Origin of the sequence: Xenorhabdus lircayensis (assembly GCF_016306625.1) — a bacterium.
Classification (GTDB): Bacteria; Pseudomonadota; Gammaproteobacteria; order Enterobacterales; family Enterobacteriaceae; genus Xenorhabdus; species Xenorhabdus lircayensis.
In genome coordinates this window covers 55,771-74,946 of the sequence record NZ_JACOII010000034.1, presented here as the reverse complement: position 1 = coordinate 74,946, position 19,176 = coordinate 55,771, and the positions used below count along the sequence as shown (strand labels likewise).

The 19,176-nt window shown below is 44.5% G+C and carries 12 protein-coding genes and 1 riboswitch; all 12 genes read right to left on the bottom strand.

The genetic code is table 11. The annotated features are described in order from the left end of the window. Positions 1-9 precede the first annotated feature (9 nt). Entirely contained in the window at positions 10-1,932 is a 1,923-nt protein-coding gene (recD, locus tag H8A87_RS09105) for an exodeoxyribonuclease V subunit alpha (RefSeq protein WP_198689747.1), read from the bottom strand. Positions 1,933-1,937: 5 nt separating this feature from the next. Next, positions 1,938-5,624 carry an exodeoxyribonuclease V subunit beta gene (gene recB / locus H8A87_RS09100; RefSeq protein ID WP_198689655.1) on the bottom strand — a complete coding sequence of 1,229 codons (3,687 nt, stop codon included), beginning with the start codon at positions 5,622-5,624 and terminating at the stop codon, positions 1,938-1,940. Next, on the bottom strand, positions 5,621-8,506 hold the full coding sequence (gene ptrA, locus H8A87_RS09095) for a pitrilysin (RefSeq protein ID WP_198689654.1): 2,886 nt from the start codon (positions 8,504-8,506) through the stop codon (positions 5,621-5,623). The genes recB and ptrA overlap by 4 nt, the downstream gene beginning before the upstream one ends. A gap of 19 nt (positions 8,507-8,525) precedes the next feature. After that, complete coding sequence (gene recC / locus H8A87_RS09090; RefSeq protein ID WP_198689653.1) at positions 8,526-11,948, bottom strand: exodeoxyribonuclease V subunit gamma; 3,423 nt, start codon at positions 11,946-11,948, stop codon at positions 8,526-8,528. Continuing rightward, a complete protein-coding gene (locus H8A87_RS09085; protein WP_198689652.1) occupies positions 11,941-12,333 on the bottom strand; it encodes a prepilin-type N-terminal cleavage/methylation domain-containing protein in 393 nt (130 codons plus the stop codon). Before H8A87_RS09085 ends, recC begins: the two co-directional genes overlap by 8 nt. Next, positions 12,330-12,803, bottom strand: a complete 474-nt coding sequence (locus tag H8A87_RS09080; protein ID WP_198689651.1) for a YgdB family protein — start codon at positions 12,801-12,803, stop codon at positions 12,330-12,332. Before H8A87_RS09080 ends, H8A87_RS09085 begins: the two co-directional genes overlap by 4 nt. Before the next feature lie 33 nt (positions 12,804-12,836). Further along, on the bottom strand, positions 12,837-13,448 hold the full coding sequence (locus H8A87_RS09075) for a prepilin peptidase-dependent protein (protein ID WP_198689650.1): 612 nt from the start codon (positions 13,446-13,448) through the stop codon (positions 12,837-12,839). Next, on the bottom strand, positions 13,445-13,996 hold the full coding sequence (locus tag H8A87_RS09070; protein WP_198689649.1) for a prepilin peptidase-dependent protein: 552 nt from the start codon (positions 13,994-13,996) through the stop codon (positions 13,445-13,447). The genes H8A87_RS09075 and H8A87_RS09070 overlap by 4 nt, the downstream gene beginning before the upstream one ends. A 287-nt stretch (positions 13,997-14,283) precedes the next feature. After that, positions 14,284-15,078, bottom strand: coding sequence for a thymidylate synthase (gene thyA, locus H8A87_RS09065; RefSeq protein ID WP_198689648.1), 795 nt, complete (start codon positions 15,076-15,078; stop codon positions 14,284-14,286). Beyond that, positions 15,075-15,965 (bottom strand): prolipoprotein diacylglyceryl transferase, encoded by an 891-nt coding sequence (gene lgt / locus H8A87_RS09060; RefSeq protein ID WP_198689647.1) that lies wholly within the window; start codon positions 15,963-15,965, stop codon positions 15,075-15,077. Before lgt ends, thyA begins: the two co-directional genes overlap by 4 nt. A gap of 176 nt (positions 15,966-16,141) precedes the next feature. Continuing rightward, positions 16,142-18,388: a phosphoenolpyruvate--protein phosphotransferase gene (gene ptsP / locus H8A87_RS09055; protein WP_198689646.1), complete on the bottom strand. Its 2,247-nt coding sequence runs from the start codon at positions 18,386-18,388 to the stop codon at positions 16,142-16,144. Positions 18,389-18,397: 9 nt separating this feature from the next. Continuing rightward, complete coding sequence (gene rppH / locus H8A87_RS09050; protein ID WP_198689645.1) at positions 18,398-18,928, bottom strand: RNA pyrophosphohydrolase; 531 nt, start codon at positions 18,926-18,928, stop codon at positions 18,398-18,400. A gap of 116 nt (positions 18,929-19,044) precedes the next feature. After that, positions 19,045-19,149: riboswitch (TPP riboswitch) on the top strand. Positions 19,150-19,176: the final 27 nt, after the last annotated feature.

The following is a 19,176-nucleotide window of genomic DNA, read 5'->3' as shown; positions in this document are numbered from 1 at the left end:
GATACTTTTTCACTGCGGGTTGAACCACTCTGCCAGCCCGCTTCGCCGCTGTGTTGCCGTAGCCACAGCCTTGTCCAAAACCGGCTTATGGGCATAAATGGTCAATTTCTCCCGCGCCCGAGTCAGCGCGGTATATACCAATTCTCGGCTGACTACCGGTGAGTATTGAGTCGGTAATACTAATGCAGTATGTTCAAATTCTGAACCCTGAGATTTATGTACAGTCATCACATAAGCCGTTTCATGTTGCGGCAATCGGCTCGGCTGGAATCCTTTAATCTGTCCATCAGATAACTGAAAATAGGCTTTCAGCTCATTATCCTGATTCTTGAGCATAATCCCGATATCTCCGTTAAACAGCCCAAGAGTACTGTCATTACGTAATATCATGATCGGACGCCCAGCATAGCCACGGATCTCCACATTTTTGGGCAGGGTAATAATTCCTTTTCTGTGTAACAATTGTTCCACTCGCTGATTCAGCCCAATGACACCAAACGGCCCTTCCCTCAACGCACACAACAACCGAAAACGGTTAAATTCCGCTAAAATTGCTTCTTCTGACGCTCGTTCATTCACCATCGCCAAATACTGATAGTAGCCAGCGGCAGTTTCAGCCAACAAACGCTGATAATCTTCATCCCCTGAAAGTGGATTGAAATAAACATCAGGAAAAGATTGACTCAGCACCGCAGATACACCTGCACGATTTCCCTGATTAACAGCCGATGCCAATTGCCCAATACCGGAAGTTGAATTGAAACGATAACTTTTGCGTAGCAGACATAGGCAATCCCGCACGGCGGAGGCATTTTCCTCAGAATGTGTTTGGGAATAACGCGTTAACGGACACCCAGTTAATCTTCCCAACTGTTCAGCACGTTTGGCGCTATACCCCTGTTCAGCAAAGCGACAAATATCTCCCAATACCGCACCGGCTTCGACCGACGCCAACTGGTCTTTATCCCCCAAGAAAATGACTTTCGCCCGCGACGGTAAAGCATCAACCAAATGAGCCATCATGGGCAAATCCACCATTGAAGCTTCATCAATGATCAAAATATCAAGGGAGAGAGGATTATCGCGGCCATAACGCAATTTCTGGCTATCTGGCTGCGCCCCCAATAAACGGTGAATAGTTTTCGCCTGTTCTGGAATGCTACGCCATTGTTCTGGCGTTAAAGCGAGTTTCTTGACCGCCTCTCTGAGCGACTCAGTCAATCTAGCCGCGGCCTTGCCTGTTGGGGCAGCCAATTGAATGCTTAATTGCTGCCCTTCGTACAGCTTGATCAACGCTACCAACAACTTAGCGACCGTCGTTGTTTTTCCCGTTCCTGGCCCACCGGAGATAACAGAAATGCGGCTCGTCACCGCAACTGCCGCCGCAACTTTTTGCCAATCTATTTCGCCTTCGGCAGTGACACCGAAAAGCTCATCCAAAATACGACGTAGCTGTATTTCATTAAAAACAGTTTTATCAAAATCAGCTTCATCAAGAGCCGTTTCACCAAGATCACCAGTCAATTCAACAGCAGCAAAAAAATCCGCTACACGCCGTTCACTTTGCCACATGCGTTGTAAATACAAACGGTAATCAGAAACACCCTGATGAGAAAGAATCATCGGTGTGGGAAATTCACCCGCACTCACCGCCGGACATGACCGCAAAGCAGCAACAATTTGCTGTTGATCCGGCTCGCCTGCCAGTGACCAAAGCAAAACAGCCAACTCAGGCTGCCTACCTTCAAATAAATATTTTGGCGAGATCCGTTCCAGCGGTAAACAAACATGTCCTGCTCCCGATTCAGCGCTTAACAAGGCGGTAATCAGCAGTAACAAAGGATTTTCATCTTTAATCATCGCATACGCAAACTGTACATCCAGCGGACGCAATAACTTCTGAATCACAGCTTGTTGCAATAATGACATCATGGAATTCATACGCTTTGTTCCTCACCAACAGCACTGAAAAGCGTATCCAGTTCGTCAATAAATTCAAAGGGCGGCAAATAATGATAAATACCATGCCCAGGGTTATTCTTATCAATACCACGCAGGAACAGATATATTACTCCGCCGAAATTCTGCCGATAATCATAATGGGCTAACCGATGACGCAAATAACGATGCAGAGCCAAAGTATAGAGCTGGTACTGTAAATCGTAACGATGATCTATCATGGCCTTCGCCATTGCTTCCTGCGTATATGACTGGCTACTCTCTCCCAACCAGTTTGATTTGTAATCCACCACGTAAAACTTGTCCTGCCAGCAAAAAACCAAATCAATAAACCCTTTTAACATGCCCTTGACCTGATGAAAGGCCAATGGCGCACATTGTGCAGACAACGGATCATAACGACGAGTCAATGCATCCATTGCCTTTGAATGCAGTATCTTATCCACTGGAAGATAAAACTGCATTTCACTTTGCTGAAGATGGCTGGGCACACTGGCAAGTTGTATTCCTTGCTCATTCAGCTCTGCACTTAGAATATCTTTTATCCACTGTTCCAATACCGGAGCCCAATGTTCATCAAATCCTGATGCCATCAGTTTTTCCACCAGCCACGCCTGATCAGGAGGATTACCGAAATCCAGATCTTCCAAAATACCGTGCAGAAACGTTCCCGCAGATGTCCCGCGCGGAAAAGTATGTGGGGTCACCTGTAACGATTGTTCTTCCTGTTTTTCACCACGGGCATCAATATCCAGCTTCGGGGAAATGGATTGCACGATTACATCGACTGACTCTCCAAATGCACTGGCACGATTTTCGAGAATAGAGTGGGAAATAGTATGGGAAGCTGAATGTTGTAAACCCGAATAACTCGTTACCCGCCAATCATCCCTAATGGAACGTTGGAATCTTCTGGCCCCCAACGACAAGAGGTTTTCACTTTGCGAGCACCATTGTACATTGGCCGTTTCTTCCACCCGCTTAATCTCTATACTGTCATCACAAAGCTCATCTAAGCTGCTTACCAATAATTCAGCATCACCTTTCTGCCCTTTCTGCAACAGATATCCAAGGGCGGACAAGTGTAAATCAGTCTCCCCCGTTTTCCCCCTATTTCCCTTGATGAGCGGGGCTACACCAACACTACAGTGATAAACCGCTCGTGTTAATGCCACGTAGAGCAAGCGCAAATCTTCAGCCAAGCGCTCTTCATCCGCCAGCTCCAAGGCTTCCTTCAACTTTTCATCATCATGGGAAATACTAAGGTGAGCCTCAAAATTATGGCGATCATGATAAATCGCCTGCTTCTGTTTCCTGTAACTACAAATGAAAGGCAAACAAACCAATGGGTACTCCAGCCCCTTTGATTTATGAATGGTGCAGATCTGCACCAGATGTCGATCACTTTCCAATCGCATCTGCTGGGCTTCTGATTGTGGGTTAGGACGAGAAATCTGTTGCGCCAGCCAGCGAGCAACAGCATGTTCGCTATCCAGTTGCTGCGATGCCTCCTGCAATAACTCCCCAATGTGCATAATATCAGTAAGCCTGCGTTCACCATCATCACCAGCCAGCAAGTTTTCTGCTATCTGATGTTTCACCATCACCGCCCGCAGCATTGGTAGTACACCACGGGAGCGCCATAAACGGGCATAACCATCAAATTCATCAACCAGGTGATCCCATGCTATTTCGTCATGATTCAGTTGATCGATTTGCTGCGCACTCATGCCAAATAAGCTACTGGCTAACGCACTTCTCAGCTCTCGGGCCTTTTCCGGCGATAATACCGCCTGTAACAACCAAAGCAGGTCTTTGGCTTCTGGTGTATCAAACACACTTTCTCGATTGGAAAGAAATACTGAGGGTATCTTGAGTTCGTTCAACTCATTACGGATTAACGATGCTTCTCGACGATCACGAACCAACACCGTGATATCCGCCGCCATAACCGGACGGTTTTTTTCTGCCTGATACAGAAGTGCCTTTCCTTCTTGTCCGGCTTGCAACCAATCCCGAATTTGGGCAGCACACAGCCGAGCCATGCTTTGTTCATATCTTCCTTTGGAAACGCCCTCACCGGGTTGTAACCAAAATCGCAATGCAGCCTGATCCTCATTATGTAAAGAGAATCTTAGCCCACGATTTTTTTCCGCTGTATTCACGTTAATGAATGGGATCTGTTCGAACAAAAATGGACGTTCTGTTCGGTAAAATAGTTTATTGACCGCTCGCACCATTGGTGCAGAAGAACGCCAGTTAGTCTCCAGCGTGTAATGGGCACTAACATTGGAACGAGCGCGAATATAAGTGAAAATATCCGCACCACGGAACGCATAAATCGCTTGCTTGGGATCACCAATGAACAGCAAACCATTTTCTGATGACTGATTTTCTGGCAACTCGTTTTCGGATTGATAACAATATATGGCCTGAAAAATGCGATATTGCTGTGGGTCAGTATCCTGAAATTCATCGATCATCGCGACGGGATAACGCTGCCGGATAGTCACCGCAAGCTGCTCTCCCCCAGCTCGCCGCAAGGCACTGTCTAAACGGGTTAGCAAGTCATCAAACCCCATATAGCCACGCACCAGCTTTTCTTGATTAACTGATTGGCGGACTTCAACAATCGCCTTGGAAATGATGATATCTTTTAGCGTTAGTGGGTGCTGATATAAACCATCGATAGCCTCAAACAGCGGATGTTGTGGAGCATCGCCTTTTTTGGTTTTTTCCACCAATCGTGACTGGCAAAATTTATCCAACTCTTTGGGGAGCTGATAGTCTGTGGTCGGGGATTTAGCCCATTCAGAGGCATTATTTAACCAATTAGGTAAATACCTGCTGCTGTAGCTGCGCTTATCAACACCGGACTTGGCGATCAAATCATGTAAATCCGATGCGACGTCATTCCACTGACATTTTATCGAATCAATCTGCTCAATGATTTTTTGATGACGGCTAAACAGTGTTTCATCGCTAACAGGCGCATTGACGATATACGGCATATCTCCCTGCAAATAGTCAGAGATATCTTTCAGCAATGCTTCCGGCCCACTCCATATCCGGCTAATTTCCACGGCTATCGGCAATGGCAGAGGATAACAGTGACGCCGCCAGAAATCTGCACAGCCTTGTTTACGTAGCTGACTCTCATCCTGAATCAAAGTTTGATCAAACAGTACACCGGATTCAAACGCATTGTGCACCAGCATTCGCTGGCAAAAACCGTGGATGGTATAGATCGCTGCTTCATCCATCTGACGTTCAGCGGCCAATAACCAATTAGCCGCACTCTCCTTATCAGGAATTTCATTCAATAATTGCTGATAAGTGGGATCGCTAACGGCGGTTTCTTCTCGTATACAGGCCAAGCGAAGCTGATGGATATTTTCGCGGATACGTCCACGCAATTCATCCGTTGCCGCTTCAGTAAAGGTAACAACCAGAATCTCCTCAACATTCAGCGGCCGGGAAAAGGCGGCAGAGCCGCCCAGTCCCAGTAACAGACGGAGATAAAACAAGCCTATCGTGTAGGTCTTTCCCGTACCGGCTGAAGCCTCGATCAGCCGCTGACCATACAGCGGCAATGTTAAAGGGTTAAGTTTATGAGACTCCACTTGATGACCTAGTATCTGATGGCCCGGTATTTCTTTGCTCACTGAGCATTCACCTTAACCGGTAATTGTTTCTGGAAATCTGACACATAATGGTAGGTTTTCCAGCCTTTCAGCTCAACATACTGATGAGACGTGCCTTTTTTCCCGGTAATTTGGGAAATCAGTGCCAATCCCTGACGTTTGATAACCGCTTTTTCATAAAACTCAATCAACTGTGCTTTAGTCACTTTCTCCATCGCTGCGATAACCTGCGCATGTGTATCAAATTTGAAATTATTGCGTCCAAAATCCGAATAATAACGAGCCACTTCTGAATAGAAGGTTTGTGGCGGCTGGCGCATTTCTATCAGCAGTGCTTTTTTATACTGCTCAAACTCAGCATCAGACATCGCTTTCAATTTCTTATCAGCCTGTTGATAGAAACTCTGGTAGCGTTTATGCAGGAAATCCGGTTGCTTACTGTTACTCTGCAATAGAAAACCCAATCCCCATTGTTTACCCACATTTTGGTCGAAAGCAAAGACCGCATAACCAAGTTGCTCTGTAGTCCTCAGTTGATCATAGAACCATGGTGACAAAATGCTACTCAGCAAATTGGAATAAACTTTTCCCTTGATACGATCATATCCCGTTGGAATATAGATTTCTGCCAGTGCGTTATCAGTGCTATTAGCCGTGCCTTTAAAGTCAACAGCATAATTACGGCCGATTACGATGTGCTCGCCAGTCCACCATACGGTGCCTTGATTAGCGAGCTGTTTCTGTGCTGATTGAACGATATCAATACCTTGCTGCTCCGTTAAATTACCGAAGATCAGCGCCTGTAAGGCTGAGTGTTGGATCATCTTCTGGCGGTATTTCACAATATCATCAACGGTGATGGTATCCAGCGCCTTCAATTTTTCAGACTGCTCGAAGTAAGGCACACTAGAAAGGCGCGAAACAGGCTGCATGGCCATTTGGAAGGCTTTGCCATTATTGGCAACTTCGAGTTGTTCCCGATACCACGATTTCGCCTGATTCAACTCCTCCTGAGTTGGCATAAATGAGATGTACTGATCTATAGCTGAAGTTAACAATTCCGGTAAATGTTGCGTATAACCACTGACGCCAATGTTCAAACCATCAACGTAACCTACAGAGACACCCATTCCCCCTACCGATGCCTGATAACCCAGTTGATCAAGGGCAATTTCAGACAAATAGGCCAGCAGCGTATCTGCAAGTTGATCCTTAATGTTTTTCATCCCATTAGGATTACGCATCTCCAATGTGATACTGCCCTTAGGCTCATCTGCAAAATATTGGCTTGGCATATAAAACAGGCGAACATTTGCCTTTTCCAAAATCATTTTAGGGTGCTTTTGGCTAGCAGATGTTTTAATCAGAGATAAATCATCAGGAATATAGGGGTTCAATTCAGGTAAAGAGAATGAAACTCCTTGTTCAAGCTTTTTCCATTCCGTTAGCTGTTTCTGAGTAATTTTATTAACCTGATAGGGCGCCTGAACAAAGTAAGCCTCTTTGTTATGTGGTTCTGTTGGGCTGATAAACCAGATACGTGCATTTTCGGGCGTTAACTCATCTAAACGGCTAGCTATCGCTTTCGAATTGAAAGCATCGGCAAGGTAACCGGCATCCAGTACATGGGAAATAGGCAATTGCAGCATAGCATCGGACAGCCCCTCAATATAGTTCATATCCCGTATGATTGACGCATACTGGAATGCTACATTGAGCACCTTGGTCATTTCATCAAAATAACTCTTTTGAATACCCTCTTGCTTTAATAGATTAATGTAAGAAAAAATAGCTGCAATCACTTGATCACGATGTTCAAGTCCCTTATCCGTTAACGAAACATAAATACCAAACGTCCCTGCATTACCATCGTTTTTTGGATTTGCGGAAGCACTGATACCTTCAATTAACCCCTGCTTTTGCAGCCAATCAGACAAAGTATTTTGACTGCGATTACCAATCAAATACCCGATATATCCATCTGTTTTGCTGCGAAAATCGGCACTATTGTCAGCAATGCTAAATTCTAGTCGCAGTGCTTTATACGGTTGTGCTGGCACATAATGGATAACGATGCCTTTTTCTTTATCTGTGACTGCTGGAACGGTAATGGCAGACACCGAAGCGTGTCGATTTGGGATGCGACCAAAAGTTTCTGCTGCAATCTGAGCCAGTTTGTCTATCGATTGATTACCATACACTACCCCTTTCATCAAATTGGCGGAGTAATAACGCTGGTAAAAATCAACAAGTGCCGTCTGTAATTTGCTATCGGGCTTATCTTTTAGTGTTTCTAGATTCCCGCCAGCAAACCGAGCATTGGGATGGGCAGGATTGATAGTCTCAGAACGGATTTGCCAAATGCGATGCCCTTCACCCGCACGAGCAATGGTCATTTCGTTATCAACGGCATGGCGTTCACGATCGGCATTCACTGGATCCAGCAGCGGTTCCGCAAGCGCATCAGCCAGACGGTCAGTCGCTTCTGTCAAAGAATCATTTTCAACTTCCAGATAGAATGCCGTACGGTTGGCAGTTGTACTGGCATTACGACTTCCTCCATGCTTTTGCAGAAACTCAGCAAATCCGCCAGGTTGAGGATAGCGTTTGGAACCCATTAATACCATGTGCTCCAGATAATGAGCCAAACCAAGCTGATTATCTGGATTTTCCATATGACCGACCGGAATCGAAACAGCAGTCAATGATTTAATAGCCTTCTCATCAGAAACCAGCAGTACTGTCATACCATTTTCTAATTGAATGGCTTTATATTGGCGAGGATCGCGATCACTTTTGTGAATCGTATCCGACAGCGGCTGCCACGGTGATTGAGCATATGCCGTTACCCCACAAAACAGCAAAAAGAGCATCGTCATGATGCGGATAACATATTTAGGCATAACCTAATATTCTCCCTATTTATTTAAATAACGAGCCATTTGAATAACAAACCATCGGTAACAAATAGCTCTGAATTTCGCGTTTCATACGCTCAATAAGTGATAGATCAACTTGCCGGAAAGCCCTCTGTATATAGTGATCGCAGCTTTCACCTTTTCTGTCATGTGTCCCCAGCCATTGCTCCATCAATTTATTCTCGGCACTTTGTTGAGATTCCTCACTGAAATCAATTTCCTTACTTTCCTTGTCTAAACAATCAATTAGCCATGCCAAACCACTTCGACAAAACAGGGGGAGAGGTTCAGACATTCCTTGAAAATAGCCTTCTATCATCTGGTTCAGATACTTTTTCGCTTCATCCTGTCCTAATGGTAAAAAACGACAATCTGGAACTTTTTTATCCTCTTTCTCCTTTTTTCCCTTTTTTCCAGTTCCATACATGCGGCTTTCACTGGTGCCACCTGAAAGGCAGTAGGCAAGGTGCTCAATCCATAATTGGATACCATCATTGGCCGTTAAGTTCGCTGGACGCCAACGTAAAATTCCATCGGGCTGTATCTGATTAATCCTGCCAGTCAATATCACGGTGTCTAGTTCCTCATATAAGTCGATGGAAAAAGACTCTGTTCTCTCTTCACGCACCTTATCCGCCAATGGCTGCATGGACTCTAATTGATCCATCCAATAGACTTCACCAAAGGAACCATATGGCAAGCCACCCGATGCTCGGAGATGATAGAACAAAGATTCAGGTTGCCCCTGTTCTATCAAAATGTTTAGCAACAGCTGGTTAAACTGATAACGTTGCAGATTATCCAGTACAAAAGGTTCCTCTTCAGGCAGTTCCATCTCTTCAATGACAAAATGCACCTTTAGCCGTTGCTGAAAAAATGCCCTGACAGGATGACGATAAAAACGAATCAATTCATCGAGTGCAACTTCCTTTACTTCGCTGCGATCAAATACAATCGGCTGACAAAAATCAATCGCTGAAATGCCCTGCTGCGTCGCTGCTGGCAACCATTCTGCGGCATAACTTTGTGAATAATGGTCGGGCAAGAAATTTTCCGTCGCAAAAGGAACACGAGTATGCTGTACAAGCAAATGATTTTTGACATTTTTTGCACTGTCATCCACATTCAGCATTTCATCACCTGATCGGCAAAAACTCTGGCAAACATAATCCAGTAACTCATTGACCAGCACGGATAGATTGCACTCGGTATCATCTCGAATCGATTTACCGATATAGCTGATATAAAGAAATTGCTCTGCCGAAACCAAGGCTTCCAGAAAGAGATAGCGGTCATCATCGCGCCGTTTTCTATCCCCTCGCTGAGTTTTTTCTGCCATAAGATCAAACCCAAGTGGCGGGACAGTTCGCGGATAAATCCCGTCATTCATTCCCAACAGGCAAACAACTTTAAAAGGAATAGAACGCATAGGCATCAGGGTACAAAAGTTGAGTGATCCCGCCAGGAAACGCTGGCTGATCTTCTCATCATCAAAACGAAACGCCAATTCATCGCGAAGCAGCACCAAAGGAACACTTCCGCCATAATGTGCGTTTAGACCATTATCAATCAATTTTTGCCATTGCTGATTAATCAGTGCCAATACCAGTTCAATTTCATCATCCGCTTCGAAAAAAGTTTCCAACAATTGCGGACACACAACCAACCAATCCGCTAATCGCTGCTCTTCACCCAAAATTTTACGCCAGCGATTCAGCTCCATTAAAAATTCAGCCAGTTGTCCGGCTAACTCGGCAGCAAGGCCACTGGACTCATCATAAGGCAAAACATCATTCCACGGCCCAGCATGACTGTCCATCGCATAACCCAATAACATCCGTGTCAGACCAAAACGCCAAGTATTCTGCCCCGTAGCAGGCAAAGATAATTCCTCGATATTGTCATCATCCAGCCCCCAACAGATCCCCGATTCTTTCACCCAGCGCCGCAGCAAACGCAACCCGTCTTCCTGAATAGCAAATTTGTTGGCTAAAGCGGGCACTTCCAATAATGCCAGTACCTGCTCAGCCGTAAATCGACTCTGTGGTAAATCCAGCAGGGTAATAAACGCTTGTAAGACAGGATGTGCCTGACGAACTTTACGATCAGAAATGGCAAAGGGGATATAACGGTCATCAGGCGCATTACCGAAAACAGCCTGAATATAGGGTGCGTAGCTGTCGATATCTGCCATCATCACGATAATGTCCCTCGGACTCAGAGAGGGATCATCATCCAACAAATGCAGGATCTGATCCTGCAACACTTCTATTTCTCTCTGTGGACTATGGCATGAATGAAAAGTCAAAGAGCGATCCGTACAATCAAACAAGCGCTTTTTCAGGCTATTTTTGAAGGTATTTTCCGTAGAACCAATCTGAGCATGATCTTCAAGGTTAAGGATATCTCGCTGAATTTGATGCAAGATACAATCAGGTTCCAATTCAACAAAAGCATGAACATCTGAATCAGGCTCCAGTTGTGACAGCAAATAGAGATTATCCCTCCCCAGTTTTCCCCAAGATGCCAGTAATGGGTTATTCAAATTCTGCTCACCCTCTTCATTAAAGAGTGATGGAGCATTTTCTGGATCTTTGAATCTTTCCAGCAATTGTCTGCTTTTATAATGTTTTGGTTTACGGCTATTTAACTTGGCGAGAAACGCATGACTCTGAATATCCCCCCAATAATATTGGCACGGGTTAGTAAACATCAGATGAATATCAATATGTTGCCCCAATGCCTTAAATACTTGCAGGTGAGCAGGAGGCAATGCAGATATTCCGCAGATAAAGATACGTGAGGGTAGATTTTCCACTGGAAAATTCCCTTTTCCCAATGTTGTGATAAATCGATGATATAAGTTAGCTCGGTGCCACAAAGGTTGTTGTAGCTGGCGAGTATATTCTGTCAATTCAGACCATAATCTTTTTTGCCACAATTGATTACTGCTCAACCCTTCAATTAATTGACCGTTTTCCCAGCTTTCTAACCATTGCGGACGATAAACCAAATATTGGTCAAATAGATCGGCTGTCCGGCCAGCCAACTGGTGGATTTTGCGTTTATCAATATCTTGGTCAAGATAGTGCCTGAGCGCCGAAAATTCTGGTTCTGTTAACAAATCAGGCAACAGCGTCATCAATTTCCATTTCATGGCATCCTTGCTAAAGGCACCATCTTTGGGAACATCAGGCAATACTTGAGTAAACATCTGCCAGATAAAGGTCGCGGGAAGCGGGAATTCCATGTTCGCGGCAATACCCAATTTCTCTGCCAATTGAATCTGCAACCATTGTGACATCCCTGGGCTTTGAACCAGAATCACTTCTTTGCCAAATGGGTCAGAAAGGGGATTATCCCCGATCAATATCGTCATCAACTCTTTGAGAATATCGAGTTGATTTGAATGATAAACTCTAAACATCAATGCTCCCACTTGCACAAAACCAGCGTTCTAATTTACTTGGTTTATTGTAATGTACTGTCAACTTAACTGTTACTTGATAGCATCCCAATGAGTGAAATTCTCGTTGAAATTCCATTTTCCATCTCTGCTGTGATGCCGTATCTTCCTCTGTTTTCCTCAATCCAATTTGCCCTTCCAAACGCTCATATTGCTCCAACTGATCATGGGCATATCGTACTGCCTTAAGTTGCCCCCAATATTGCTGGAAGTTTGCTGACAATGCCTGATGGTAACGCATTAAACCCAGTAAAGAGATCGCAAATACGACGGATGCCACCATAACCTCCGGCAAACTCATGCCCTCTTGCCGCCTTTGCCGCCTAGATTGATGGAAGATTTTCATAAACAAAATTCGGCCTGAGGAACAGGACAAAAATCCAGCCAACCACTTTCAACAGGAGTCAATGCAATAGAAATAAGTGTATCTTGATTTAAGTTTTTCATCAGTTTCATCCATTGATAAAGTTCAAGATTTTCCCCTGATGTAAATTGAGCGATCCCTTTTAATAGAAAAAGATTATCCGAATAGCGCTTGAGGCAACTTTTCAGATGAAATTCAGTTTGTTGCAAACAAAACCAACCGTCCATTTCTTGCTGATTGATCTGCCATGACTGCACTTTCCCCCATGTCAGTGATGATTCTGCCCGCAGAAAAGCCTTCAAATAATTTTGTTCATCCATCATCATAAGCATCGCGTTTTCTTGTTGATAATGGAGCGCTTTCAACATCATTAAACTCAACGCCAATAACATAATTATCGATACCAGCAAGATATTTCCCTGCTGCTTGTCTGCCACCCGTTTTTCAGCCATGAATTCCTGCCTTCAATTCCCACCATATGTTCTTCATTCCCTGACATTACGCAACCGGATTGTCGTTTGATAACGATACATAACGGATGGGGATTTCAGCCAATGAGCATTAATGGACAAGGTGATAAAAATCGCCCCTCCCTTTGCCCGTAACTTCTCAAGATGAAAGGCATCAATCACAATCTCTTTTGGATCAAATAACCTTTCCCAACCATTTCCCTGACAATCAACCGTCCCTCTCTGCCATTCAAGAGCTCGGTTATTTAAGCGATAACCAAAAAATTCGGATTCAATATGATCGGGCTTTTCCCATCGATTATTTAAATTGAGATCAAAAGCGACAATAAAACAGGAGTTGGCGGATTCCGTATCTTTATTTTTAATTACTAGTGGCTCACCTTTACACTGTTTTCTATCCCGACAATAACCTGCCCGCCTGATGTCTTTTCCCATCAAATAGACAGTTCTATTTACCAAATAATGCAACCGATATTTCCGATAAAGATCGAGAACTTGGCCTGATAAAATTGGATAAGTTTTCGTCATGGCGACAAAAATCACACTGCTAATTAGCATAGCTACCATTACTTCCAGCAAGGAAAATCCGGTTTGTTTTTGCTTAAAACAGAAAATAGTCAGCATCATGGATTTTTTATTCCCTCACAATTAGGAAGCTGGCTAATAGTATTACTGCATGTCCTGATTCGCCCGCGTCCCGAAATTACTACGCTAATTTCACCAGCAGAGTTTTCCAGGATAAAACTGGCTGGCATCGCTGTGTTCCTAACGCCGTAAAAATCAATGCGCTCGGTCGTGGATGATGTCAAAAACACATCATCATGAGGAGAGTTAACGCGTTCTCCATCACCTTCATCACAATCAGCTATCTTGGTTACAGAAGCCAAACACCAAGACTTCCCCATCACTAACCATAATGTACGATCCTGATTCAGATAATTTGCCAGAGCCTGTTGCCTTTCCATAAAAGACAACACATTATTCACTGCTGATTGCAAACGCAGACGGTTTTGATATTTTCCCCAATGATATAGCCCCCAAGATAGACTGATAGAAATGATGAACATCGCTATCAGTAACTCCAATAATGTAAACCCTGATTGTTCACGAATTTTTATTTCTTTATTACGCACTGCTTTATCACGCTGTTTATTTCCAGTACACGTTATCGCCATATTCATTTTCTATTGGATATATTTCATGCACGATTTTTCTTACGGCAAATATCTTTGATACTTCGAAACATGGGAAGACGGTTAATTGAGTTATGCGAAACGGTTTCAGAGAAAAGTAGTGATGAAATGACATTTTCATTTTATTTGCGAAGCGACACGCAAAAGTAATAGAGGGTTAGTTTTTAATATTGAGAACTGCTGGCGATAAATGTAAAAAGAGCAGGTAAAACCCGCTCTTTAACAATTTGGTACTGAATTTGGTACTGAATTTGGTATTGAATTTGATATTAAATTGCGACTGGGGCTTTGATGCCCGGATGTGGGTCATAATCCACAATCTCAAAGTCTTCGAATTGATAATCAAACAATGAGGCTGGCTTACGCTTAATAACCAACTTAGGCAACGCACGCGGCTCACGGCTTAACTGAAGTTTGGTTTGTTCCAAGTGATTACTGTAAAGATGGGTATCACCACCTGTCCAGACAAAATCACCTACTTCAAGATCACACTGCTGAGCCATCATATGCACCAACAGAGCATAACTTGCAATATTGAATGGCAAACCTAAAAATACATCACAGGAACGCTGGTAAAGCTGGCAGGAAAGTTTGCCATCTGCTACGTAGAACTGGAAAAAAGCATGGCATGGTGCCAATGCCATTTTATCCAATTCCCCAACGTTCCATGCAGAAACAATAATCCGGCGTGAGTCAGGATCACTTTTCAACTGCTCAATAACTTGAGTTAATTGATCGATTTGATGACCATCCGCCGAGCCCCAGGCGCGCCATTGCTTACCGTAAACAGGCCCTAAATCCCCATTTTCGTCAGCCCATTCATTCCAGATGGTCACGCCATTATCATGCAGGTATTTGATATTGGTATCGCCATTCAAGAACCAAAGCAGTTCATGAATGATGGAACGAAGATGGCAGCGCTTGGTTGTTACCAATGGAAAACCTTCTTGCAAATTGAAACGCATCTGATGACCAAAGATAGAGAGTGTTCCCGTCCCCGTTCGATCATCTTTTGCCGTGCCTTCTTCCAGCACTTTTTCCATTAAATCCAGATACTGTTTCATTTTGCCTCTTGTACCTCTTTGTTGCGAGTCTTGTTACCAGGGAATTTACATGCCCATACCATCATTAAAATTCCCATTAAAATCATCGGAATAGAAAGAATTTGCCCCATACTGATTCCTTCAAACAACCCGAGCTGCACATCAGGCTGGCGGAAAAATTCGACTATTATGCGGAATGCACCGTAACCAATCAGGAATAAACCTGAAACACTCCCCATCGGGCGTGGTTTACGGATAAATAAATTGAGGATGATAAACAGCACAATACCTTCAAGCACCATCTCATATAGCTGTGATGGATGGCGAGGCAGGACACCATATTTTTCCAGAATCGGCCAAAAAGAAGGATTGGCTGTAGCTATTGCGATGTCTTCGCTGCGGGAACCCGGGAACAGCATAGCCCACGGCGTATCAAGCGTAACACGTCCCCACAGCTCACCATTGATAAAGTTACCGATACGCCCCATACCCAAACCAAAGGGAACCAATGGAGCAACGAAATCAGCGACTTGTAAGAAGTGGCGTTTAGTGCGGCGCGAAAACCACCACATTGCGCAGGTAACCCCTACCAGCCCACCGTGGAAAGACATACCTCCGTCCCAAACCTTGAACAAATAAAGGGGATTATCAAGGAACATTGGGAGATTATAGAACAGAACATAACCGAGGCGTCCACCGACGAAAACCCCGACAAATCCTGCATACAGCAAATTCTCGACTTCAGTTTTGTTCCAGCCGCTGTTTGGTTTTGCCGCACGGCGATTTGCCAACCACATAGCAAAAACAAAGCCAATCAGATACATGAAACCGTACCAGTGGAGAGATACAGGTCCGATTGAAAATATGACAGGGTCAATATTAGGAAGTGCCAGATAGCTAGTGCTCATCGTTCCCCACTAAAAATAATGTTGTGTGAATGAATGATATTGTGAATAAATTATCTTGTGCGAATGAATTATATTGCTTGAATAACTTAAGACAAATAATCGCACAGGCAACTAAATGGATTAAGCGCCACCCTAATTAGGATAGTTATCCCAAGAGGCACTTAACTGGGTTAATGCTAAATACCGCCTCGAATCAAGCCCCCCAGACCATGCGACTCCATAAACTCAGCTGACAATGCTTTTACCTGCTGGCTAGTTTCGGCTTTTAGTACCACCTTGATAAGACGTTCGAGTCCGTTGGCATCCAAATGGCGCAGCAAATATTTGGTGCGTGGAACGCTTCGGCCACTCATACTCAGGCTACGATAACCTAAACCAAGCAAGATTAATGTCCCCATCGGTAAACCCGCCATTTCGCCACATACGCTAATAGGAAGATAAAGACGTTGGCATTCATCAAAGGCCAGTTTCAGAGCTCTAATCACCGCAGGGTGTAAATTATCATATAACGAGGCTACGTGTGTATTGTTGCGATCCACCGCAAGCAAATACTGGGTGAGGTCATTCGTGCCAACAGAGACAAAATCAATTCGTTTCTTTAACTGTGGCAGTAGAAAAATGGTAGATGGCACTTCAAGCATAATGCCGATATGGGGCATGGTGATCTTGCCGGCGATGGCTTGCTCAACCTCGGCTTTTGCTCTCTCAATCAATTTTCGGGCTTCATCAATTTCCTCAATACTCGTCACCATCGGCAAGAGTATTTTTAGATTGCCAGTGAGTGCATTGGCTTTCAGCATCGCCCTGAGCTGAATCAGGAATATTTCCGGCTGATCCAGTGTGATACGAATTCCCCGCCAACCAAGACAGGGATTTTCTTCACTAATAGGCATATAAGGAAGTTGTTTGTCGGCACCAATATCCAGGGTTCGCAACACCACCGGCTTATCAGGGAAAAGCTCTAGCATCTCTTGATAACGGTTTTTTTGCTCATCTTCTGATGGAAAACCGCTATGCAGCATAAAGGGAATCTCTGTGCGATACAGCCCAACGCCATCAATACTATCTTCTATCTGCTGTTCATATTTTAAACTCAGGCCCGCATTGAGTTGTACCAGAACGCGTTCTCCACTTTTGAGCTGTGCTTGCTGCTGCTGTTCACCTTCAGCCAGTTTACTGAGAACCTGTTCTTCCTCTATGATCTGCCGATATTCCTGAACAATCAGTGGCTCTGGCTCAATAAAAATTTCTCCGCGATAACCATCAAGGATTAGCATCCGACTATGCAATAACTCAGGTTGGATATCCGCCCCCATGATAGCGGGGATCCCCATCGCACGAACCAGTATTGCAGAGTGAGAGTGGGTCGCACCATCTCGTACAATCACACCAGCCAATTGCTCCTGTGGCATCTCAGCCAACAAATTGGCACTGAGTTCATCGGCAACCAGAATAAAGCGATCCGGCCACTGAGCAGCATCAGTGAAAGAATCATCCAGATGAAACAATACCCGCTGTCCAAGCGCTCGCAGATCGGAAGCTCTTTCACGCATGTAACGATCTTGCAAGCTGGCAAACTGTTCGGCGTATTTTTCAATTACGGTTTTGACCGCCCATTCCGCGACAAAACCATTATCTACGGAATAAAACAGATCCTGCTTGAGTTGGGGATCATTTAATAAATGAGAATAGAGATCAAAAATGGCAGCACTTTCTTTCTGTGAACTCGCAGTGAAGCGCTTACCGATACGACGGCATTCCGCTGTTGCTTGTTCTAGGGCGCGCGTCAATCTCGAACGTTCAGCCTGATAATCCAGCGTTGATGCCTCAGATACCTGATCCAGCAAAGGTTGTGAGCGATCTTGCCATCCCTGAGCCATAACAATACCGTTAGAAATGGACAGCGCTTTAATACGGCTCTGTCGATAATGACCAAATATCCCTTTTGTCTGAGCCTGAGCAAGAATAACCGCAAGCTGCATCGCCAGTGTAACCATGAAAGATTCTTCACTTTCATCAAATAGCCGCCGTTCATGCTGCTGAACAACTAATATTCCCTGCAACTGACGGCGATAAACAATCGGTACACCTAAAAAAGCCCGCAGGCTTTCTTCTTGCACTTGGGGAATATATTTGAAACTAGGATGGTCACGGACATCAGCGAGGTTGATTAATTCAGACAAACGCCCAACTTCACCCACGACGCCCTCATTAAAGGCTAAACTGATCACTCGCCCTTTGGGTTTCCTCAACCCTTTGGTTGCCATCAGGTAATAACAATGACGCCGATGATCGGCCAGATAGATAGAACAGACATCCGTGTTCATTGCCAGACAAGTTTCATTGACTAGCAGCTCAAGCGCTTCAGATAAGTTAGCTGCCATAGCAACCTTTTCGACAATTTCCCGTAAGCGCATGAGCATAACAATTACCTAACTTCTTCTACGACGATGTAAATAAGGTGAATGTAGCAATGAAGTGGATTCTTGCATTGGCATCACAATAGATGAAAATTCTTTCATCACGCGGCGATACACATCCCGTTTAAAAGAAACCACCTGCCGGACAGGATACCAATAGCTGACCCAACGCCAGCCATCAAATTCTGGCGTATTACTGCGCTGCACATTAATATCGGCCTCATTACACAGCAACTGCAATAAAAACCAACGTTGCTTTTGCCCAATACACACAGGCTTTGTATCCCAACGCACCAAACGCTTGGGTAATTTGTAACGCAGCCAACTCCGGGTTGAGGCGAGAACCCGAACATCTTTGCGATTTAAACCAACTTCTTCGAACAACTCGCGATACATCGCTTGTTCTGGTGATTCCCCTGGATTGATACCACCCTGAGGAAACTGCCAGGAATGCTGCCCATAGCGACGGGCCCATAGAACCTGCCCTTGGCGATTACAAATTACAATTCCTACATTCGGGCGGTAGCCATCATCATCGATCACCAGACTACCTCTTGATAAAACCAATTTGAAAAGATAGCTAATTGTTTCACACTCATCTCAAGCGGTAAACCTCTATAATTGGACTTTGCAGGCGTAGCCGAAGTCTCTACAATACCGCCATCTCAACGGGGTGCGGCTGTTGTGAAATAACGCTGCTGAGAACAAACCCGTCGAACCTGAACCGGCTAGTACCGACGTAGGGATTTGAGTCGCTAATCATTGATAGAAAATAAGTAATTTCATTTAGC